This window comes from Streptomyces sp. NPDC018045 (assembly GCF_044327445.1).
In the GTDB taxonomy this organism is placed as follows: domain Bacteria; phylum Actinomycetota; class Actinomycetes; order Streptomycetales; family Streptomycetaceae; genus Streptomyces.
In genome coordinates, this window is the sequence record NZ_JBIRFL010000004.1 from 438,363 (window position 1) to 458,625 (window position 20,263).

The window sequence follows — 20,263 nt, forward strand, 5'->3', positions numbered from 1 at the left end:
CCGGGGCGGCGCGTCGGTAGGCGCCGCCCCGGCACCGTCCCACGTCCGCCCGGCGGGGTGTCCGTACGCCGTCACCGCTCCCCGTCGAGCGGCTCCAGTACGTCGTCGTCATCGGTGTCGGCGCCGAGGTCCTCGTCGAAGACGGAGCTGACGTCGAAGCGGCACACCACCCGCTGCGGATCGGTCTGGTCGAACGGCGCGGACAGCCACTCCCCCGGCTCGGGCGTCTCGTCGGCGGCGACGACCCACAGGGTGGAGTCGCCCTCCTCCAGGCCGAACTCCTTGTGCCGGGTGGCGATCTCGTCCGGTTCGAACTCCCCGAAGAGCACGCCCAGCGCCGCGTGCACGCTGCTGCCGACCACGCCGGCCACCGATCCCGTACCGCCGTTGAGCGCCCTGGCCTCCGCCGCGGCGTCGGCGGCCGACTCCGGGTCGAGGTCGGCGATCCGCTGGGCCTGCGACAGCAGCCGCTGTGGTTCGACCACCGCGTAGTCGCGCCGGATCAGCACGCTCAGCGCGCTGGGTTCCTCCGGGCCCGCGTAGGCGGGCAGCGTGTCGCTCCCGGGGATCTCGAAGGGGGTGACCTCGTCATAGGTGTCGTACAGCAGCTCGTCGTACGCCTCAGCCGCCGCGGCGAGTTCGTCGAACGCGGCGTAGACGGCGGGGTCGTCCTGGCCCGAGCGGTGTTCGACCGCGTCGAGGTGACGGTCCAGCGCGGCTTTGACCGCCTCGGCGGCGGCACGTACCTCGGCAGCGGAAGGCTGCGCAGCATCAGACATAGTGCAGACGCTATCCGTACCGGGGCGGGTCCCGCACAATAGATGCGATGCCGGAATACGAATTCTGCGATGTGTATGTGCCGCGAGGGGTCTCCCGCAAGGCCGCCACACGCCTGCTGACCGACCATGCCGAGTACGGACACTGGGAGTTGGACCGCCTTCGCCTCAACCCTGACGGCAGCCGCCGGGTGCGGCTGCGCCGCCGTATCATCCGTCAGGTCCGGGCGACCTGGTGAGCGTGGAGCGGCCGCCGCGGCACGGGCCGGGCCGCAGGACCGCCCCGGGGCTCCCCGGCCGCGTACGGACCCGGGTCCGGCAGGCCCGTGACCGGTGGCCCGGTGACCGACAGCCACGAACAGGACAGTTTCGAACAGGACAGTCCCGGATACGACAGAGCGGGCCCCGCCGGCGCGGGGCCCGCTCTGTCGTACCGGTCTGCGGACGCGGCCGGACCGGCGGATGACCGGTCACCTCCGCCGGGGACCGCGGTACGCCCGGCCGCCGGGCCGGTCGCGGGCGAACACCCGCGGACGGTTCAGGCCCGTGCGGAACGCGCGCGTCGGTAGAGCACCGCACCGCCGATCAGCAGACCCGCGCTCGCCGGCAGCGCGATGCCGAGCGCTCCCGCACCGGTCTGGGCGAGGTGCTCCGTCCCCTGGGGCGGGGTGACGATCCGCATCCGCGGCGCCGACTCCTCCTTCTGCCCGGCGGCCTGCGGTGTCCGCTCCTGCACGGCGCCCGCCGTGTCCGTCGTGTGCGGCCGCTGCCCCGGGACCGCACCCGCCGGCTCGCCCGCGCGGTCCTCGGCCGGGGAGGCGCCGCCGCCCGGGGCCCGCGGGGTCGCGTGGCCGCCGGACGGCCGCGGGTCCTGCCCGGGCCGGGTGTCCGGCGTCGAGCGGTGGTCGGTGCCGGTTCCGGTGCCGTCCCCGGTCCTGCTGCTGCCCTGGTCGGCGCAGCCGTTGGCGTTGACGGCGTTGCCGATGCCGACGACCGACACCGAGTTGCCGCAGGCGTTGACGGGCGCGTGGACCGGCGCCTGGATGGTGTTGCCCGAGCCGACGCCGGGCGATCCCTGCGCCGAGCCCTGCGCGCCGGCCCCACCGCCGTGCCGGCTGCTGCCGTGCCCCCGGTCGCCACGGGAGCCGCCGCCGTTGTCGCAGCGATTTCCCATGGCGGGATTCAGCAGCCCGACGACGTTCGCGGAATTCCCGCAGGCTTGCACCGGGACGTCCACGGGAACTTGGGCGGCATTACCGGCCAACACCCCGGGGGAATGCGCCGCATTCCCCTGGGCACCGGAATCCGCGTGCGCGTAGCTGCCCGCGACGGCCAGTACGCCGCCCGCTGCCGCCACCGTGATCAGGCCCTTTTTCGCGACCTGTCGCATAGGTTCGCTCTCCCCTGCCTCTGACCTTCCGAATGGCCCGCGGCACATCACACGTCCGCGGGCCGGAACAACCGTCGGCTCCGGAGTGCATGGCGCGCACTCCGGAGCCGACCGGGATTACAGCCTTACGGGTCCAGGCACAGCGTCAGTCGTTGACGCAGGTGTTGCCAAAGGCAGGGTTCAACAGCCCGATGATGTCAATCGTGTTGCCGCACAGGTTGATCGGCACGTGGATCGGCACCTGGAGGGTGTTGCCCGAAATGACGCCCGGGGAGTTCAGGGCAGCGCCCTGCGTCCCCGCGTCGGCGACGGCGATGCCCGCGCCAGCGAGCACCAGACCGCCGGTGGCAGCCGCGGCAGCGACGACCTTCTTGATCATTATTCCTCCTTGTTGGCAATGCGGTCCCAGCCGCGGACCGCACTCTCTGCAACGAGGAGAAGGTGATGAAGCTACGAGCCTATGACGCCATTCACCCGTTCCGGCTACATGCGTACGCCTGGCCGATTGGCCGGCCCGCGTACCACGTCAGGGCCCGAATTCCCGCGCCGCTAAGCGCGATTTCGCCGCTCAGCTCTGCTCGATGAACCGGTCGAGTACACGCGTACCGAACTTCAGTCCGTCGACCGGCACCCGCTCGTCCACGCCGTGGAACATCCCGGCGAAGTCCAGCTCCGGCGGCAGCTTGAGCGGCGCGAAGCCGAAGCACCGGATACCGAGGTCGTCGAAGGACTTCGCGTCCGTACCACCGGAGAGCATGTACGGAACGGCCCGGGCGATCGGGTCCTCGGCCTTCAGCGCCGACTGCATGGCCGCCACCAGAGGACCGTCGAAACCGGTCTCCAGTGCCTTGTCGGCATGAATGTCCTCGCGCTTGACCCGCGGGCCGAGAATGCGGTCCAGATCGGCGAGGAATTCCTCCTCGTGGCCGGGCAGGAACCGGCCGTCGACGGCCGCGGTCGCCTGCCCCGGGATGACGTTGACCTTGTAGCCGGCCCCCAGTTGGGTCGGGGCCGCGGTGTTCTGCAACGTGGCACCGATGATCTTCGCGATGCCGCCCAGCTTGGCGAGCGTCTCCTCCATGTCCTCCGGGTCCAGCTCGGTGCCCAGGGCGTCCGACAGCTCGTCGAGGAAGGACCGTACGGTCTTGGTGACCCGCACCGGGAACTTGTGCCGGCCCAGCCGCCCGACCGCCTCGCACAGCTCGGTGATCGCGTTGTCGCTGTTGGTCATGGAGCCGTGGCCGGCCGTGCCGTCCACGGTCAGCCGCATCCAGTGCATGCCCTTCTGGGCCGTTTCGACCAGATACAGCCGCAGGTTCTCGTTGACGGTGAAGGAGAAGCCGCCGACCTCGCCGATGGCCTCCGTCACCCCCTCGAAGAGCCCGGGGTGCTTGTCGACGAGGTGCCGGGCGCCGTACACGCCGCCCGCCTCCTCGTCGGCGAGGAAGGCGAGCACGATGTCGCGGGGCGGCCTGCGGCCGGAGCGCAGACGGTCGCGGACGACCGCGAGCGTCATCGCGTCCATGTCCTTCATGTCGACCGCGCCGCGGCCCCACACGCAGCCGTCCGCGATCTCCCCGGAGAACGGGTGGTGGGTCCAGTCCTCCGCGTTGGCGGGCACCACGTCGGTGTGCCCATGGATCAGCAGCGCGGGCCGCGACGGGTCCGTGCCCTCGATGCGGGCCACCGTCGAGGCGCGGCCCTTGTGCGACTCGATGATCCGCGGTTCCAGTCCGACCTCGGCGAGCTTCTCCGCCACGTACTCGGCGGCGGCGCGCTCACCGGGGCCGGAATGGTCGCCGTAGTTGCTCGTGTCGATCCTGATCAGGTCCCGGCACAGATCGACGACCTCGTCCTCGCCGGTGACCGTACGGGCCGGCTGCGACTCGCTCACACTGCCTCCTCATGGTTCACGGCCGCGCGCCGTCCTCCTGGTGGGGCACGGACCGCGGCGGGGGTCCACCGCCATCCTCCCCCTCGGCGGCGCTGCGCCCAAGGCCGCAATACTCCCGACATGTGCTGGTCACAGGCGCACCCCTGGCACCGGACGGCCGTGATCGACCACCCCTGAACGTTTGCTATTGTTTTCCATGTCGGAACGGCCCAGCGGGCCGCACCGGCAGACACCTGGTCCGGGTGGCGGAATGGCAGACGCGCTAGCTTGAGGTGCTAGTGCCCTTTATCGGGCGTGGGGGTTCAAGTCCCCCCTCGGACACCAGCAAGAAACCCCAGCTCGCCTGGGGTTTTTCTGCGTTTCCGGGGCGTGCGGTGCGGGTCGTCACGCGATCGGGCGGGTGCGCGGGGCCGGTGTCCGTGCCCGGTGTCCGTGCCCGGTGTTCCGGACGCACCGCGTAGGTGGACCTGTCGCCCTACAGATTCGACCGGCCGTTCGTGAGGGACTCCGGTGCGTACCGCGCCGCGTTCTCCGTCGGGGCCGCGGCTCTCGGCCGTCGGCCCGAAGCGACGGCGGCCCGGGCGGGTGCGCGTGAGGGGCCGGCCGCGCCGTCGACGAACAGCGACTCATCGCGCCGGCGCCGCGCGACCGTGGCAACCGGTCGCCGTCGCGACGAGCTCTCCCTCATGCGGACACCCCCGTCGTCCGCGTGAGTGGACATCGGAACTGCTCTGTTCATCTCCGCTAACGCGATCCCGACGGTAAGTGCACGCAAGAGTCCTGTCAACTAGGATGAGTTGGCACTCCCAGGCAGCTCACCCGGCGCACTACGAAGGAGCCCTGATGTCGTCACTGGCCGGGAAGGTCGACAAGCTGTTCACCACCATCCGCGCGAACGGCCGTGAGTACACCTACGAGGAAGTCGCCCGCGGGTGCAGCGAACTGAGCGGCGGCACGTTCTCCAAGACCTACGTCTGGCAGCTCCGCACCGGCCAGCGCACCAACCCCACCAAGCGCCACCTGGAGGCGCTCGCGGCGTTCTTCCGGGTGCCGGTGGCCTACTTCTTCGACGACGGCACCGCCGACCGCGTCGACTCCCAGCTCGCCCTCGCCTCCGCGATGGGCAACGCGGAGGTCCGCGACATCGCGCTGCGCGCCATGAGCATGGACGACTCCGGCCGCAAGTCCCTGGCCCGCATCATCCGCGAGGTCAGCATGATGCACGGCACCACCGGCGCGCCCCGCGGCCGGCAGCCGAGCCGTTCGGCCGACGGCGAGGAGTAGTGCTCCGGATGCCTTTCCCCTGGCGTGACCGCCACGGCAGCGGGTCTTCCGGGATGAAGGCCATGCGCCGGCAGTGCCGGGAAAAGCTGGCGTCGTTCGGGCTTCCCGCCTCCTACGACCTCCCGCACCTGTGCGACCACCTGGCCCGGGTACGGGGCCGGGAGATCCAGTTGGTGGCCATGCCGATGGAGACCTCGGGGCCGTGCGGCCTGTGGCTGTCCTTCCCCGGCACGGACTACGTCGTCTACGAGGCGCTCACCAGCCGCCACCATCAGGAACACATCATCGCCCACGAACTGGCCCACATGATCTGCGGCCATCACGGCGTCGGCGTCCCCGGCACCGACCCCGGCACCCTGCTCTTCCCCGACCTCGACCCGTCCCTCGTACAGGACCTGCTGTACCGCGAGGGCTACTCGGACGCCCAGGAACAGGAAGCGGAGGTCATGGCCTTTCTCCTCGGGGAGGCGCTGCGCGCCGGTCCGCGCGGGGGCACGGCGGCGCCGGACCCCGACAGCGCCCTGGGCCGCATCCACGGATCGCTGAACTGGCGCCGTGAGGACGGTTCATGACCGGCATCACCCACATCCGGTACCCGATCGCCGCGCTCGCCTGCTGGATCGCGTTCGCCTACACCCTCGTACCGCTGCTGCGCGGTCACCGCCGCAACGCGGGGCTGACGGCACTGTGCGTCTCCTTCGGGTGCCAGGGGATGTACCTGTCGATGTCCACCCCCGTCCGCTGGACGGGCACCCTGTTCGGCACCATCACCTGGTACAACGTGTCGGTCCAGCTCTGGATCATCGCGGTGCTCGCCAGCCAGCAGATCCTGCTGATCCACTGGATCCACCCGAGGGCCGAGGCGCGGGTACGGGCCAGGCGGCGTCTGCTGCTGCTCGCCGTCGTCCCGGTGACGATGGTGGTGCTGTTCTTCCTGGCGACCCTCCAGGGCCCGCCGCGCAACGTCTTCAAACACCCCGGCGACCAGCCGTTCTTCGTCGCCTACCAGGCCGCTTACCTCACCGCGTTCGTGGTCGGCAAGGTCCTGGTGGCCCGCGCCTGCTGGCACTTCGCCAAGCTCACCGACCACGCGTGGGTGCGGCGCGGGCTGCGCATCGCGGCGGCCGGAGCCGCCATCGAGCTGGTCTATCCGGCCGGGCGGTACGCCGACGTGTTCCTGGCGCAGTACGGCTGGAACCCGCTGCGCTGGTCCGACGTGTCCCGTACGACGCTGACGGTCGGCATGGTCCTCAACATCGTCGGCTGGACCGCGCCGCTGTGGGGGCCGCGGGTCTCCGCCGCCCGGAGCTGGCTGGCCGACTACCGCAGTTACCGGCTGCTGCGCCCGCTGTGGCTGGCCCTGCACCAGGCCCATCCGGAGATCTCCCTGCCGTCCAGCACCGGCAGTGACCTGTCGGCCCTGTACGACCTGCGGTTCCATCTGCACCGCCGGGTGATCGAGATCCGGGACGGGTGTCTGGCGCTGCGCGGGCACCACGGTGATCCGGGCGCGGTGCCGGCGCCCGGGCGGGGGGCCGGGGAGCGCCCCGCGGAGGTGGAGGCGGCGCACATCGCGGCGGCACTGGCGGCCGGGCCCCGGGGGCCCGGGCCCGTACCGGACGGCCGGGCGACGGACGCCCCGGACGACCTGTCGGTGGACGGTCCGGCCGGCACCGCGCGGAAGCGTCCGGACACGGACGGGGCGCCGGTGCCCATGGCGGCGGGCGGGCCGGACTTCTCCGCCGACGTGGCGTGGCTGGTGCAGGTGTCCCGCGCGTTCGCGCGGGTCCGGCCCGCGGCGGCACGGGCCGGACAGTAGCCCCGTACGGGCGCGGTCACCCGGCGAACGGCACGCCTTCCAGCCCCTGGGCGACGCCGGGCACGACGAAGAGGTTCCCGGCCTCCGGCTCGACGTCCCCGAGGTCGCGGCGGGCCGAGGTGACGTAGAGGTCGGTCAGGTCGGGGCCGCCGAAGCCGCAGGAGGTGGTCAGCGAGGCGGGCAGGGTGATCTCGCGGTCCAGCCGCCCGTCCGGGGTGTAGCGGCGGACCGCTCCGCCGCGGAAGAGGGCCACCCAGACGCCGCCGTCGGTGTCGGTGCACATGCCGTCCGGCAGGCCCTCGGTGCCGGTGATGTCGGTGAGCACGCGGCGGTTGGCCGCCTTGCCGGTGTCGAGGTCGTAGTCGAAGACGTCGATCCGGCGGGTGCGGGTGTCCACGTAGTACATCCGGGTCGCGTCGGGGCTCCATGTGATGCCGTTGCTCAGCTCGATGCCGGTCGCGGCGGTGTGCGCGGTGCCGTCGGCGTCGATGCGCGCCAGCCAGCCCGGGGAGGTCTCGCCGGCGATGGTGCCCACCCACAGGCGGCCTTGGGCGTCGATGCCCGCGTCGTTGCCGCGCACGCCCTCCTGCGACCACTCGGTGAGCCACCGCCGCGCCCCGTCCGGTCCGGCCACCGCGACGCCGTCGCGCAGGCTCAGCACCAGGCCGCCGCCCGCCCGGGGCAGCGCCGCCGCCACCGGCTGGCCGACGGCGGTGACCGTGTCGCCGCCGTCGGCCGGGCGGTAGCGGTGCACCGCGCCCTCGTTCATGTCGACCCACAGCAGGGTGCCGGTGGCGGCGTCCCAGGCGGGGCATTCGGCAAAGTGCGCCCGTACGGTCAGGGCCACTTCAACACTCACAGCGCACATTCTCCTCGTCACGGGAACATCGGGGCTCCGCTGGGATACAGACTCTTACGCGTCCGGGCCCGGAGCGGGCCGGTTCACGGGGTCAGTACGGGGCCGAGCGCGTCCATCAGTTCCGCCGTGCCGTCGCCGTCGAGGACGTCGACGACCGGCAGGCCCAGCGGGCGCAGGCTCGCCACGTTGTCCCGGCCGCGGGTGGCGACGGCGACGACGGGGGCTCCGCCCAGCTCCTCCACCATACGGATCTCGCTGCGCGGGTCGCCCACCGGCAGGTGCTCCCAGTGGTAACGGTGGGTGCGGCGCGGGTCGTGCACGAAGACGACGGCGTCGGGCTGCGAGCCCTGGAGGATCGCGGTGGCCAGGCCGCCGAAGGCGGGGTGCAGCACGGACGCCTGGCCCTTGATGACCAGCAGGTCGTGCCGGGGGTCCGCCCGCTGCACCAGGTGCTCGACGAGCCCGGCCGCCTGGAAGACGGGGGCACGGTCGATGATCGCGCCCTCCGTGCAGCCGGCGAGCAGACAGGTCTGGCCGGTGCCGACGTACCCGGAGTCGATGCCGCGCGCCCGGGCCTCCCGGTGCAGTTGGAGGGCGACGGTCCGCTTTCCGACCACGCAGTCGCTGCCCGCCACGTGGACGAGGGCGGCGCGCGAGCGCTTGAGGCGGCCCGAGTACTTCGGCAGTTCGTCGTACGGGCGCCGGACATCGACCAGTTGCTGCCCGTTCGCGGTCTTGTCGGCGAATTCCGTGTGCCGGAGCTGGAGGTGGAGACAGGAGATGACGTGCAGGCCGTTGCGTACGGCGGTGGCGATCTGCTCCCACCAGAACTCCGGCAGGTCGCCCGGCGGGCGCGGCGCGTGCCGTACCTCGCCGTCCACGACCGCCACGTGGTCGGACTCGGTCATCGCCACGACCAGCGCCTCCGGCCCGTACGGCAGGGCCTCCTCCAGCGAGGAGACGACCGGGACGCCGGTCCCGGGCACCATGGACTCCGTGGTGCCGGACGGGTGCAGGCGGTCCACGACCGCCACCGTGTCGAGGACGGTGCTGTGCCGCAGCACCCCTTGCGCGGTCTTGCCTTCGAGACGCGCGAACACCCCGTCGGCGAAGAGCACGGCGCGGAGCGGAAGCCGAGAAAACCCGGAAAAGACCATGTGCGGAACCCTACCCACCGGATCTTTCCCGTGGAACGCCGGAACCCGCCCCGGCCGCCGCTCCCCCGGCCCCGCCCGCGAAGGTCTTCGACTCCATCAGGAACTCGGCGAGCGAGCCGTCGTGCGGCAGCCCGGGGCGGGTCCAGTGGGTGGGGACGTCGCCCTGGTGGACGTTGCGGACGAGCGGGCTCGCGAGGCACGCGCGTACCAGGCCCGCGTCCTGGCTCAGCACCGTGAGGGACAGGGTCCGGCCGAACGCGGCCGGGCGCAGGTCCGGCCGCCAGGGCGCGACGGTCGCGTACGGGAAGGGCAGTTCGGTGCCGAAACGCGGGTCGCGCGGGCTGTCGAGGGCGACGACGACCGGCCGGAGGACGGCGCTGCCGTCGCCCAGGTCGGCGAGGAACCGTTCGGCGGGGTCCGTGCCCGGGGCGGCCGCCAGGTGCGTGCCGACGCTGTCGTGCACCTGTTGCGCGAGGCGCCGGGCCTCGGCCAGCGGCCGTACGGGCAGCGCCGCTTCGGGGTGGTCGGCGGGCAGCGGCGGCAGGCGCGCGAGCCGTTCGGCGAGGGCCTCGGCGAGGCCGTACGGGTCGTCCTCGCACAGGACGGCGCTGGCGTTGAGGCACTGCACGCCGGCGTCGGCGGCGATGGAGTCGGCGATGGTGTCCAGGTGGTCGCGCCAGGGCACGTCCCGGGTGATCAGGATCTTGGAGCGGCCGGGGCCCTGGGCGAGCACCCGCCGGCTGTCGGCGTAGCGGGCGACGACGCCGTCACCGCCGTAGACCAGACCGAGGTCGGCCTGCTCGACGAGGGCTTCCGCGTGCTCGTGGGTGGTCGGCAGCAGCGCCGTGTACGCGGGTGCCAGGCCGGCCTCGCGCAGGGCGCGGATCAGTCGCCGCGGGGTGAACGGGTCGCGCTGGGAGGGGCGTACGGCGACGCGGTGGCCGAGGGCGAGGGCACCCAACCACTCCACATGGGTGGCCGGGTGGTTGCCGGGCGCCAGGACGCCGAGGACGTCGCCCTTGCGGACCCATACCGCCGTCGCGCCGGTGGCCGGCAGGTCGTCGAGGAGCCGTGCGCCGGCCGGGCGTTGGGCGGCGAGGGTGTCGGCCGCGGCCCGGCCGGTCCGGGCCGCCCGGTCGAGGGTGCGGCGGGCGACGGACACCGGCAGCCCGGAGACCAGGGCCTGGCGGCGGCAGTACGCGTCCGGGGTCTCGCCGTCCAGGATCGCGGTGGCGAACAGCTCCCCCGCGCGGGCGAGGGCCGCGAGGCGTTCCCCGGCGGGCTGTTCCGGCGCGGCGCGCATCTCGTTGATCACCTGGCGGATCAGCAGGGGCGGCGCGAGGGAGAGTTCGCCCGCCGGGCTGCCGGTGGCGTCGGTGAAGGTGGCGCGACTGGCGGAGCGGTACGGGCCCGAGGGGCGTTCGACGGCGATGTCGGTGCCGGCGTCGGGGCCGGCGTCGGGGCCGGTGGCCGATTCCGGGTGGCCGGGCACGTCAGTACACCCCCTCGACGATCTTCGTGCCGCCGCCGTCGGTGAACGGCTGGATGTCGGCCACCCCGTCACCCGCGAAGCCCGGCACCGGCGCGACGCGGACCGCGGTGTCCCGTTCGAGTACGCGCGGCAGCAGCACCTCCGGGCTGAGCTGGCGCATGCACACCCGCCCGCGCTCGCCGTACGCCACCTCGCGGGACAGGTCGCCGGGGTCGAGCAGGGACAGGTGCACGTACGGGTGGAAGCTCTGGAAGACACAGGGTTCGGTGTCGTCGGGCACGGCCGGGCGCTGGGGTGCCGCGCCCATCATCGTGTTCCCGTACAGGCCGCTGAAGGCCGCTTCGGGGAAGACCTCGGAGGACAGCAGCCGGAGTGTCTCGGGGTCGATGGAGGTGCTGCCCCACAGGATGCCGCGCACCTTGTCGCGGACCAGTCCGGCGAGCCGCGGGCGTTCGGCGATCGCCTCCAGGAGGGGCGGGGTCGCGTACAGCAGGGAGATGTGCTGCGAGGTGAGCACCCACTCGGCCTGGTCGAGGATGTGGTCGACGTAGTGCCGGGCGATGTCGGACTGACCGTCCTGGAGGCACCGCCGTACCCAGCGCGGGTCGAGGTCGACCGGGAAGAACACCGCGTCGCGCAGCCGGGCGAGGCCGCGCAGCGCGTCGGCGACGACGTGCGGGCCGGTGGGGCCGAGGAAGAGGAGGTTGCCGTCGCCGGAGGGGAAGCCGTGCTCGTCGAGGACCTCGGACCACCAGCGGGTGTTGCGTTCCCACTGGCCGAGGTCGACGATCCGCTTGGGCGCGCCGGTGGTGCCGCCGCTCTCCCAGACGGAGGGCTGCCTGCCGAGGCCGCGCAGCCCCGCGGGCATCAGGTCCTCGACCGGTACGTCCCGCCACTCGGCGCTGACGTCGGGGAAGCGGTCGAGGTCGGCGAGGGTGGTGATGTCCTTGCGCGGGTCGAAGGGCAGCGACGCGGCGCGCTCCACCCAGAACCGGGAGCCGGTGGCGGGGTCGAAGTGCCATTCCATGGCCGCGGCCACGACGGCGTCGGCGGAGGGCAGTTCGTGCCAGGGCGTGCCGAGTACGGCATCCACGTCGCGCATCTGGTTCACCTCTCTGCTGGCTGGGTGCCTTCGGGCGGCGGGCGGTTCGGGGCGGGGGCCGCCCCGGACCGGGTCCGTCCGGTGAATCCACCGGATCATGGGATGTTTGATCGGGGCAATGCGGCCCCGGGCATTCCGGCTTGAAGCGGACGGGGGCTGGCCAAAACCGTATCCTCGCTGCTGATCGCTGGATGACCGGGCACGCCGGGCCCCGGCCCGGGGGTTCCGCTTTCTCCGCCCGCGGGGCCGGGACCGTCGTAGCTCCCTGCCCGCGGGGCCGGGACCCGTCGTACGGCTCAGGGGCTGGTGGCCCGCAGCGCGAACATCAGGGGGACGCGCGGTTCCTGCGGGGGCAGCCGCCACCAGCCGTTGTCCGCCTGCTCCATCGTCGCGAAGCGCTTCCAGGGCAGCAGGTCCGTCTCCCGCAGCAGGTCGACGGTCAGCCCGGCGCCGACGAGCGCGGTGACGGTCTCCCCGAGGCCGTGCCGCCACTCGTAACTGGTCGTCGCGCCCGCCACCGGCGGCCCGTCCGTGTACGTGTGCGGCGCGTCGCTGCGGATCGCGCCCCGGCCCTCCAGGTAGTCGTGGGCCAGCAGCAACCCCGCGCCCTCCGGGGCGCGGCCGGGATCGGGTGCGGCGCCCAGGGAGTTGAGCAGCGGGTGGAACTCGACCACGTACAGCATGCCGCCCGGCCGCAGCAGCCCGGCGACCACCTCGGCCCACCGGGGCAGGTCCGGCAGGTAGCAGAGCGCGCCCTTGCCCGTGTACACCACGTCGAAGCGGCGGCCGCCCAGCGCTTCGGCGGCCCGGTGCACATCGGCCTGGACGAACTCGATGTCCCGTCCGCCGTCGGCCGCCAGACGGCGCGCCTGGGCCAGGGCCGCGCCGGAGAAGTCCAGGCCGACGGTGTGCGCGGCGCCCCGCTCGGCGAACGCCTGTGTCTCGGTGCCGAGATGGCACTGGAGGTGCAGGACGTCGCGTCCCTCCAGGGGCCCGAGGTCCGCCCACTCGAAGGGGGCGAACCAGTCGTCGGCGGTCCGTGAGCCGTCCAGACCGTAGAAGGCGCTGGCCACGTGCACCGGGGTACGGGCGTCCCAGTTCTCCTGATTGGCCCGCAGCATGGCGTCGGTCGTGGGGGCACTGGCCCGGTCGGGCGGGCTGTCCTGGTCGGGCGTGCTGTCCTGTGTAGTCACGACGGCGTCCCTACCCGGCGGCCCGCGGGCGGATGCCACGGCGGGGCCGCCGGGGCGCAGGTGCACGGCCGGGCGCCCGGCCGGATGCCCGGCCGTGGCCGCCGCCGGTCAGGTGCGCGGCGGCGGCGTGCGTCCGTTCCGGTGAGGAGGTGGTGTGCGGTGTATCCACCGAAGAGTTTCGACATCGGCTGGCCGGATCTCGCGTACGCGATGGCGGCCTGCGGGCGGGGCGGGGACGCCGGACGGTGGGCGGCCACCGTGGAACGGCGGTTCGGGGACGGCGGTACGGACGGAAGCGCGCACGCGGCGCAGGACGGTACGGACGGGAGCACGCACGCGCCGTCAGGCGGCGCGGACCGGTGTCTGGCGACGCTGTCGGTGCGCAGCGCGCTGGATCTGGCGCTGAGCGCCGCCGCGCTGCCACGCGGCAGTGAGGTGCTGATGTCCGCCGTCACGATCCCCGACATGTGGCGGATCGTGACGGAACACGGGCTGGTGCCGGTCCCGGTGGATCTCGACGCGGGCACCCTGCTGCCCACCGCCGCGCAGTGGGAAGCCGCCGCCACCCCGCGGACGAAGGCCGTCGTCGTCGCCCACCTCCTGGGCACCCAGGCGCCGCTGGGCCCCCTGCCGGAACTCGCCGCGCGGCATGGCTGGCTGCTGGTCGAGGACTGCGCCCAGGCGTACAGCGGCCCGGACTTCCGGGGCAGCCCCGGCGCGGACATGTCCCTGTTCAGTTTCGGCCCGATCAAGACCGCCACCGCGCTGGGCGGCGCGGTGGCGGTCGTACGCGATCCCGGTCTGCTGGCGTCGATGCGCGCGCTGCACCGGGAGTGGCCGCTACAGGGTCAGGGCGACCAGGCCCGGCGGGTCGCCAAGTACGCCCTGCTGGCGCTGCTCACGACGCGGCCGGTGTACACCGGTGCGGTGGCCGCCGCCGGAGCGCTGGGTCGCGGCCGCACGAGCGGGCTCCAGGACGCGGTGGGCGCGTTCGCCGGCAAGGACCTTCTGCCCGCGATCCGGCACCGGCCCGGCTCCGCGCTGCTCGCCCTGCTGGACCGGCGGCTGCGCGCCGCGGGCACCGCGCGGGCGGTGGCGCGGCGGGCGGCGACGGCCCGGCGGCTGATGGCGCGGCTGCCCGATCCGGCGCCGGTGTACGGCGCGAGCGCGCCCGTGCACACGTACTGGCTGTGCGCCGTACCCACCCCGGACCCGGCCGCGACGACCGCCCGTCTACGGTCCGCCGGCTTCGACGCGGCACGGCCGACCACACTGGGCGCCGTACCGGCACCGCCCGGCCACCGGCAGGGCGCGCGAACCGCGGCGCACCTCGTACGGCATGCCGTATGCCTGCCACTGCGCCCCGGCATGCCGGAGCGCGCGCTGGACCGGATGGCGGCCGTACTCGATCCGGAGGACTGGGGCACGGCCCCGTGAGGTGCTTCACGGACGCCGCGCCAAGAACAGTGCGGGCCCACCGGCCCCTTCCGGCACGGACTCCCGACGCTCGGCGGCCGGCCCGGATGCGGTGATCCGCTGTCGGTGGGAGCGCTCACCGCCCCGGGTGAACCGTTTTTCGGTATACCGAGTAAAGCACCTGGGACTTGGCCGGGCCGCCCACCTGCCAGCGCAGGTGCCACTCCTCCGGCGAGACGACGGTGAATTCGGCGTCGTAGAGGTCGGCGGCGCAGGGGTGGCGGGCGGTCCAGTGGCCGGTGCGCAGGTCGAGGTCGTGGAAGGGACGGCCGTCGGCGAAGGTGACGACGGCGGTGCCGTCCGGGCGGGGGCACAGCCGCAGGGTGCGGGTGGCCGGGGTGGTGGTGCCGTTCCAGGTCAGTTCGCCCTCCTCGACGTGCAGCAGCACGCCGGGGGCGCCCTCGGAGCCCTCCCGGGTCTCGGGCCGGAAGTGCGCCGTACCGTGGAAGGTCCCTCGCGTACCGGTACGGGCGTCCAGCACCGTGCGGTCGATCGTCCAGCGGCCGGCCAGGTAGGCCGCGGTGTCCGGGACCGCGTACGGGCCGCCGGGAGCGGTCGCGGCGGCGGGCTCTGTGGGCATGGCGCCATTGTCGCCGGTGCCGGTGCGCCCGCGGCGGCCGGGCCGGTGCGCGGGGAAACGCGGTGCGTACGCGCGTCCCCGGTCAGTAGGGTGCCGTGGGGCCGGGAACGCCTCCCGACCGGGACGGCGAGGAACACGAGGAGACGGTGTGAGCGCAGTGGGCGGCGGATCCGGGACGCGCCGGGCGCGGCAGGTGCTGGTCTTCGATGCCGACGACACGTTGTGGGAGAACAACGTGATCTTCGAGCGGGTCATCGAGGAGTTCCTGACCTGGCTGGACCACCCGGAGCTGGGCCGGGACGGCGTACGGGCCCTGCTGGACGAGATCGAGGCCGCCAACGCCCTGGTGCACGGCTACGGCAGCAAGGTGTTCCTGCGCAGCCTCGGCGAGTGTGTGCGGCGGGTGCGGCTGCGGGAGGCCAGTGCGGCGGAGCTGGCGCGGATCGCGGGCTGGGCGCGGGCCTTCGAGGCGGACGAGGTGGAGCTGATCCCCGGGGTGGCCGAGACCCTGGCGGAGCTGGCCGGGCGGCACGAGCTGCTGATGCTGACGAAGGGCGACGCCCGGGAGCAGCGTGCGAAGGTGGCGGCGTCCCGGCTGGCCCACCACTTCCGCGGGGTGCACATCGTGCCGGAGAAGAACGCCGGCACGTACCAGGAGCTGGTCCGGACGTGTGCGCTGACGCCGGCGGACACCTGGATGGTCGGCAACTCCCCCAAGTCGGACATCCTGCCGGCCCGGGAGGCGGGCCTGAACGCGGTGTTCATCCCGAACGCCCACACCTGGGTGCTGGAGCACGGCGTGCTCGACCCGGCCGACGACCAGGTGCTCCACCTGGAGACGTTCGCCGAGCTGCTGCGGCACTTCTGAGCCGTGTGGACGGCCGACGGGGTCGGGGACGGCCCGGGCGGCGCGCGGCGTTGGGTGGTTCCGCGCGCCGCCCGGGGTGATCACATCGGGTCGGCCTCCTTCAGTTCGCCGTCCAGGGCGAGCCAGCGGGTGATGCCGATCTCGCGGAGGAACGTCACGTCGTGGCTGACCACGATCAGGGCGCCCCGGTAGGACTCCAGCGCCGTGACGAGCCGGCGTACCGAGGCCATGTCCAGGTTGTTCGTCGGCTCGTCCAGCATGAGGAGCTGGGGCGCCGGCTCGGCCAGCATCAGCGCCGCGAGGGTCGCGCGGAACCGCTCGCCGCCGGAGAGCGTGCCGGCCTGCTGGTCGGCGCGGGCGCCCTTGAACAGGAAGCGCGCCAGGCGGGCGCGGACCCGGTTGACGGTGGCGTCCGGGGCGAACCGGGCGACGTTCTCGGCGACGGTCAGCCCGTCGTCGAGGACGTCCAGCCGCTGCGGCAGGAAGCGGTGCGGCACATGGATCTCCGCCGTGCCCTCCTCGGGCGGGATCTCGCCCGCCAGCGTCCGCAGCAGGGTGGTCTTGCCGGAGCCGTTGCGGCCGGTCAGCGCCACCCGTTCCGGGCCGCGCAGCTCGATGTCCGCGGACGCGCCGTAGCGGACGCGCAGTCCCCGCAGGGTCAGCACGCCGCGGCCCGGCGGCACCTCGGTGTGCGGCAGGTCGACGCGGATCTCGTCGTCGTCCCGTACGGCTTCGGCGGCCTCGTCCAGCCGCTCCTTGGCCTCCTTGAGCTTCTCGGTGTGCATGATGCGGTGCTTGCCGGACGAGACCTCGGCGGCGGCCTTGCGGCCGTTCATGATGATCTTCGGCTCGCGCTTCTGGGCGTACATCTTCTTGGCGTACCGGTTCCGGCGCGCCAGTTTCACGTGCGCGTCGGCCAGTTCGCGTTTCTGGCGGGCCACATCGGCCTCGGCGACCCGCACCATGCGCTCGGCCGCCTCCTGCTCGGTGGCGAGGACGTGTTCGTACGCGGTGAAGTTGCCGCCGTACCAGTGGACCTCGCCGTCGCGCAGATCGGCGATCCGGTCCATGAGGTCGAGCAGTTCACGGTCGTGGCTGACCACGATCAGGACGCCGGGCCGGCCCGCCACCGCCGCGTACAGCCTGCGGCGGGCGTCCAGGTCGAGGTTGTTGGTCGGCTCGTCCAGCAGCAGCACGTCGGGGCGGCGCAGCAGCAGCGCGGCCAGCCGCAGCAGGACGGACTCGCCGCCGGACACCTCGCCGATGGTGCGGTCGAGGCCGATGGAGTGCAGGCCGAGCTGGTCGAGGGTGGCGCGGGCGCGCTCCTCCACGTCCCAGTCGTCGCCCACCGCGGCGAAGTTGGCCTCGTCGGCGTCTCCGTTCTCGATGGCGTGCAGGGCGGCGCGGGTCTCGGCGATGCCGAGGGCCGCGTCGACCCGCAGCCCGGTGTCCAGGGCGACGTTCTGCGGCAGGTAGCCGACCTCGCCGGCCACTTTGACGGTCCCCTCGGTCGGCTGGAGCCGGCCGGCGATGAGCTTCAACAGGGTGGACTTGCCCGTTCCGTTGAGACCGATCAGGCCGGTGCGCCCGGGTCCGACGGTCAACTGGAAGTCCTCCAGAACGGGGGTGCCGTCGGGCCAGGTGAAGCCGAGGCCGGAGCAGGTGACGGAGGCTGCGGCGGAGGGGGAAGAGGCGGTCATACGGGTCTCCTCGATGCGCGTGAAGGTACGGGTGACAGCGCGGGAGACACCACGGGAGGGTCCACGAGAGCCGGGGGGGGGCGGCACCGAGCGGTGAGCCGGGGCGGCGGGCGGGCCGGAGAAGCGGGTCGCCGAGGTCGTGGACAGGGGCGCACGGCGGGTGCCGGGCACGCTCTTCGCGTGCGGTCGCACCTCGCGCCGTGGGCGCGGTGTCTCAGAACCTCAGACGAGCAACGGCCTTCTCCTGTCGGGCGGCAATGGGACCGAGAAGAACGGTACGGGGGCGGCAGCGAAAACGCAAACGCTATTTTCGTTGCGTTTGGCGACGCTCCTGACGGCCCTCCCGTGCCGCTCGCTCCTGGCCCGGTCTCCAGACGCCCGCCCCGGCCCGGCCCGGCTCGTCCCCCGGTCCGGCTCGTCCCCCGGCCCGGCCCGGCTCGTCCCACGGTCCGGCTCGTCCCCCGGCCCGGCCCGGCTCGTCCTGCCCCCGGCCCCGTCCCGCCCCCGCTCAGCTCACGGCGCGCAGCCGCACCCGCGCCGGTCCCGCCGCCTGGAGGGTGATGCCCGCGGTGAGCGGCACCTCGTGGTCCACCGCCGTCAACTCGTACGTACGCAGCAGGACCGCCGCGGCCAGCACGGACTCCAGCATCGAGAAGTGCTGCCCGATGCACGCCCGGGGGCCGCCGCCGAAGGGGAACCACGCGTAGCGGTGGCGCGCGGCCTCGCGCTCCGGTGTGAACCGCAGCGGGTCGAAGCGCTCCGGGTCCTCCCACAGGTCCGGGTGCCGGTGGGTCACCCAGGGCGAGACGATCACGTCCGCGCCGGCCGGGATCCGGTGCCCGCCGATCCCGGTGGCGGCGACACCGCGCCGGCTGACCACCGGCGCCGCCGGGTACAGCCGCATGGCCTCCTTGAGGGCCCGCGTCAGCCGCGGCAGCCGTTCCAGGTCGGTGGCCTCCGGGGCACGCCCCGCCAGTACGGTGTCGATCTCCTCCCGTACCAGCGCCTGTTCCCCGGGGTGCCGGGCGAGCAGGTGAAGGGTGAAGGCCAGGGAGGTCGCGGTCGTCTCGTGGCCGGCCAGCAGGAAGACCAGCACCTGTTCGCGGATCTCGGTGGCGTCCAGCCCGCCGTCCTCCGCGGTGCCCGCGCGGGTCAGCAGCGAGAGGAGGTCCACGCCGTCACCGTCGTCGGGCGCCCCGCCGGCCCGCCGTCCGGCGGCGATGCGGTCGCACACCGCGTGCAGCTCGGCCGTCGCGGCGGCGGCCTTGCGGTTGGCGGGTGTGGGCCAGTGGCGCGGCGGGTTGCGGGGCGAGAAGCCGCGCCGCACCACGTACTTGTTGATCACCGGGAAGCAACGGTGCACGGTGGCGACCGCGGCCTCCACGTCCGTGCCGAACAGAATGCGGGACACCGTGCGCAGCGCGAGCCGGTTCATCTCGGCCACCAGGTCGACGGTGCCGCCGGGCGGGGTCCGCCAGCGGTCGGCGACGGCCTGCGCCTCGGACGCCACGGCCGCCGCGTAGCCGTCCACCCGGCGTTTGGTGAACAGCGGCTGCACGATCCGCCGTTGCCGCAGATAGTCGGCATCCTGGCTGGTCAGCAGGCCGTTGCCGAACGACTGCCGGACCTCTTCGTAGAACGGGTGGTCCTTGCGGAAGTTCGCGGCCCCGGACGCCAGGACCTGCTGGCTGCCCTCGGGCGAGAACACTCCGTAGAAGACGCTGCGCAGGCCGGGCGGGCCGGCCACGAAGCGGACCACGTCGCCGTGTTCGCGCCGGGCGCGCGCGAACGTGTCGAGCGTGGACCGCCGCAGGTCGAACAGCGAGCCCAGAAACGGGACGCCCTTGGGCCCCGGAATCGTCGGGCCGGTTCGTATGGTGAGGGTCATGAGGGCGATACCTACCCCGCGTAGCATGGGGCAAATGATCAATAAGCGTTCCGGCCGCGCGCCCGCCGAAACCCCCTGCCGCGTGACCGTCTGCCGCGGATGCTGCTGCGGCGACCCGCGCAAGGTCCCGGGCGTGGACCACGCGGCGCAGATACCGCGACTGCGGGCCGCGCTGGCGGGCGAAGCCGAGGTCCGCGCCTCCGAGTGCCTGGACGTCTGCGATCAGGCCAACGTCATCGTGGTCCAGCCGTCCCGCGCGGGCCGGGCGGCGGGCGGACGCCCGGTGTGGCTGGGCCTGGTCAACGACGACGCGGCACTGGACGATGTGGCCGCCTGGATACGCGCCGGCGGCCCCGGCCTGGCGGAGCCGCCGGGGGTGCTGGACCTGTACGCGTTCACCGTGTCGCGACGGGTGCGGGAGGCTCTGGAGGGCTGAGCGCGGGCGCCTGTTCCGGGGCCGGTCCGGGGCCGGACTCGGCCCGCGGGCTTCGTCCCTGCCGCCCTTGGGTAAACCCCCGCTGGGGGAACGAACGCGTTCGATTCGCCCCGTAGGCGCGCAGCCTGCCTCGGCCCCGATTCCGCCCGAGCGCTTCGCCCACCCCACCCCTGGGTAAACCCCCGCTGGGGGAACGACTGCGTTCGATTCGCCCCGTAAGCGCGCAGCCGCCCTCGGCCCACCACCGGCCCGAGGGCTTCGTCCCCGCCGCCCCTGGGTAAACCCCCGTCGGGGGGACGATCACGTTCGATTCGCCCTGTAGGGCCCCCGGATACGACCGTTGCCGGGC

Annotated in this window: 19 protein-coding genes and 1 tRNA gene; 8 read left to right on the forward strand and 12 right to left on the reverse strand. The window is 73.4% G+C overall.

What is annotated here, in order from left to right:
• Positions 1-71: 71 nt before the first annotated feature.
• The gene (locus ACH4EB_RS12830; protein ID WP_398347444.1) at positions 72-779 is read right to left on the reverse strand and encodes a hypothetical protein; all 708 of its coding nucleotides are present in this window, start codon (positions 777-779) and stop codon (positions 72-74) included.
• 47 nt (positions 780-826) lie between these two features.
• Between ACH4EB_RS12830 and ACH4EB_RS12835 the strand changes: the two genes are divergently transcribed.
• Complete coding sequence (locus ACH4EB_RS12835) at positions 827-1,015, forward strand: DUF5703 family protein (RefSeq protein ID WP_398347445.1); 189 nt, start codon at positions 827-829, stop codon at positions 1,013-1,015.
• Positions 1,016-1,314: 299 nt separating this feature from the next.
• Here ACH4EB_RS12835 and ACH4EB_RS12840 read toward each other — a convergent pair whose 3' ends face one another.
• The 3 genes from ACH4EB_RS12840 to ACH4EB_RS12850 form a co-directional block, all read right to left on the reverse strand.
• Complete coding sequence (locus ACH4EB_RS12840; RefSeq protein ID WP_398347446.1) at positions 1,315-2,166, reverse strand: chaplin family protein; 852 nt, start codon at positions 2,164-2,166, stop codon at positions 1,315-1,317.
• Between the two features lie 145 nt (positions 2,167-2,311).
• Positions 2,312-2,545 (reverse strand): chaplin, encoded by a 234-nt coding sequence (locus tag ACH4EB_RS12845; protein ID WP_361154179.1) that lies wholly within the window; start codon positions 2,543-2,545, stop codon positions 2,312-2,314.
• A gap of 189 nt (positions 2,546-2,734) precedes the next feature.
• Positions 2,735-4,060 (reverse strand): M20/M25/M40 family metallo-hydrolase, encoded by a 1,326-nt coding sequence (locus tag ACH4EB_RS12850; RefSeq protein WP_398347447.1) that lies wholly within the window; start codon positions 4,058-4,060, stop codon positions 2,735-2,737.
• A gap of 236 nt (positions 4,061-4,296) precedes the next feature.
• Between ACH4EB_RS12850 and ACH4EB_RS12855 the strand changes: the two genes are divergently transcribed.
• From ACH4EB_RS12855 to ACH4EB_RS12870, 4 genes are all read left to right on the forward strand, one after another.
• Positions 4,297-4,384: transfer RNA gene (locus ACH4EB_RS12855), tRNA-Leu, on the forward strand.
• A 519-nt stretch (positions 4,385-4,903) separates the two neighbouring features.
• The gene (locus tag ACH4EB_RS12860) at positions 4,904-5,344 is read left to right on the forward strand and encodes an XRE family transcriptional regulator (protein WP_398347448.1); all 441 of its coding nucleotides are present in this window, start codon (positions 4,904-4,906) and stop codon (positions 5,342-5,344) included.
• A gap of 8 nt (positions 5,345-5,352) precedes the next feature.
• On the forward strand, positions 5,353-5,916 hold the full coding sequence (locus tag ACH4EB_RS12865) for a toxin (RefSeq protein WP_398347449.1): 564 nt from the start codon (positions 5,353-5,355) through the stop codon (positions 5,914-5,916).
• The gene (locus tag ACH4EB_RS12870) at positions 5,913-7,163 is read left to right on the forward strand and encodes an MAB_1171c family putative transporter (protein WP_398347450.1); all 1,251 of its coding nucleotides are present in this window, start codon (positions 5,913-5,915) and stop codon (positions 7,161-7,163) included. The genes ACH4EB_RS12865 and ACH4EB_RS12870 overlap by 4 nt, the downstream gene beginning before the upstream one ends.
• A 16-nt stretch (positions 7,164-7,179) precedes the next feature.
• On the opposite strand, the gene ACH4EB_RS12875 is transcribed toward ACH4EB_RS12870, so the two are convergent.
• The 5 genes from ACH4EB_RS12875 to ACH4EB_RS12895 all read right to left on the reverse strand — a co-directional run bounded on the left by ACH4EB_RS12875 (position 7,180) and on the right by ACH4EB_RS12895 (position 12,894).
• Positions 7,180-8,031, reverse strand: coding sequence for an SMP-30/gluconolactonase/LRE family protein (locus ACH4EB_RS12875; protein ID WP_398347451.1), 852 nt, complete (start codon positions 8,029-8,031; stop codon positions 7,180-7,182).
• A 74-nt stretch (positions 8,032-8,105) separates the two neighbouring features.
• Positions 8,106-9,140: a DUF1611 domain-containing protein gene (locus tag ACH4EB_RS12880; RefSeq protein ID WP_398347452.1), complete on the reverse strand. Its 1,035-nt coding sequence runs from the start codon at positions 9,138-9,140 to the stop codon at positions 8,106-8,108.
• 49 nt (positions 9,141-9,189) lie between these two features.
• Positions 9,190-10,671 carry an aldehyde dehydrogenase family protein gene (locus ACH4EB_RS12885; protein WP_398347453.1) on the reverse strand — a complete coding sequence of 494 codons (1,482 nt, stop codon included), beginning with the start codon at positions 10,669-10,671 and terminating at the stop codon, positions 9,190-9,192.
• Position 10,672: 1 nt separating this feature from the next.
• Positions 10,673-11,773: a phenazine biosynthesis protein gene (locus ACH4EB_RS12890; protein WP_398347454.1), complete on the reverse strand. Its 1,101-nt coding sequence runs from the start codon at positions 11,771-11,773 to the stop codon at positions 10,673-10,675.
• A 296-nt stretch (positions 11,774-12,069) separates the two neighbouring features.
• Positions 12,070-12,894, reverse strand: coding sequence for a class I SAM-dependent methyltransferase (locus tag ACH4EB_RS12895; RefSeq protein ID WP_398347623.1), 825 nt, complete (start codon positions 12,892-12,894; stop codon positions 12,070-12,072).
• A 231-nt stretch (positions 12,895-13,125) separates the two neighbouring features.
• On the opposite strand from ACH4EB_RS12895, the gene ACH4EB_RS12900 reads away from it, so the two are divergent.
• A complete protein-coding gene (locus tag ACH4EB_RS12900; RefSeq protein ID WP_398347455.1) occupies positions 13,126-14,403 on the forward strand; it encodes a DegT/DnrJ/EryC1/StrS family aminotransferase in 1,278 nt (425 codons plus the stop codon).
• A 115-nt stretch (positions 14,404-14,518) separates the two neighbouring features.
• Here ACH4EB_RS12900 and ACH4EB_RS12905 read toward each other — a convergent pair whose 3' ends face one another.
• On the reverse strand, positions 14,519-15,022 hold the full coding sequence (locus ACH4EB_RS12905) for a DUF6314 family protein (RefSeq protein ID WP_398347456.1): 504 nt from the start codon (positions 15,020-15,022) through the stop codon (positions 14,519-14,521).
• A gap of 148 nt (positions 15,023-15,170) precedes the next feature.
• Between ACH4EB_RS12905 and ACH4EB_RS12910 the strand changes: the two genes are divergently transcribed.
• Positions 15,171-15,890 carry an HAD family hydrolase gene (locus ACH4EB_RS12910; protein ID WP_398347457.1) on the forward strand — a complete coding sequence of 240 codons (720 nt, stop codon included), beginning with the start codon at positions 15,171-15,173 and terminating at the stop codon, positions 15,888-15,890.
• Between the two features lie 80 nt (positions 15,891-15,970).
• Here the strand turns inward: ACH4EB_RS12910 and ACH4EB_RS12915 are convergent, their stop codons facing one another.
• Positions 15,971-17,590 (reverse strand): ABC-F family ATP-binding cassette domain-containing protein, encoded by a 1,620-nt coding sequence (locus ACH4EB_RS12915; protein ID WP_398347458.1) that lies wholly within the window; start codon positions 17,588-17,590, stop codon positions 15,971-15,973.
• A 508-nt stretch (positions 17,591-18,098) separates the two neighbouring features.
• Entirely contained in the window at positions 18,099-19,478 is a 1,380-nt protein-coding gene (locus ACH4EB_RS12920; RefSeq protein ID WP_398347459.1) for a cytochrome P450, read from the reverse strand.
• 34 nt (positions 19,479-19,512) lie between these two features.
• On the opposite strand from ACH4EB_RS12920, the gene ACH4EB_RS12925 reads away from it, so the two are divergent.
• Positions 19,513-19,914: a (2Fe-2S) ferredoxin domain-containing protein gene (locus tag ACH4EB_RS12925; protein WP_398347460.1), complete on the forward strand. Its 402-nt coding sequence runs from the start codon at positions 19,513-19,515 to the stop codon at positions 19,912-19,914.
• Positions 19,915-20,263: the final 349 nt, after the last annotated feature.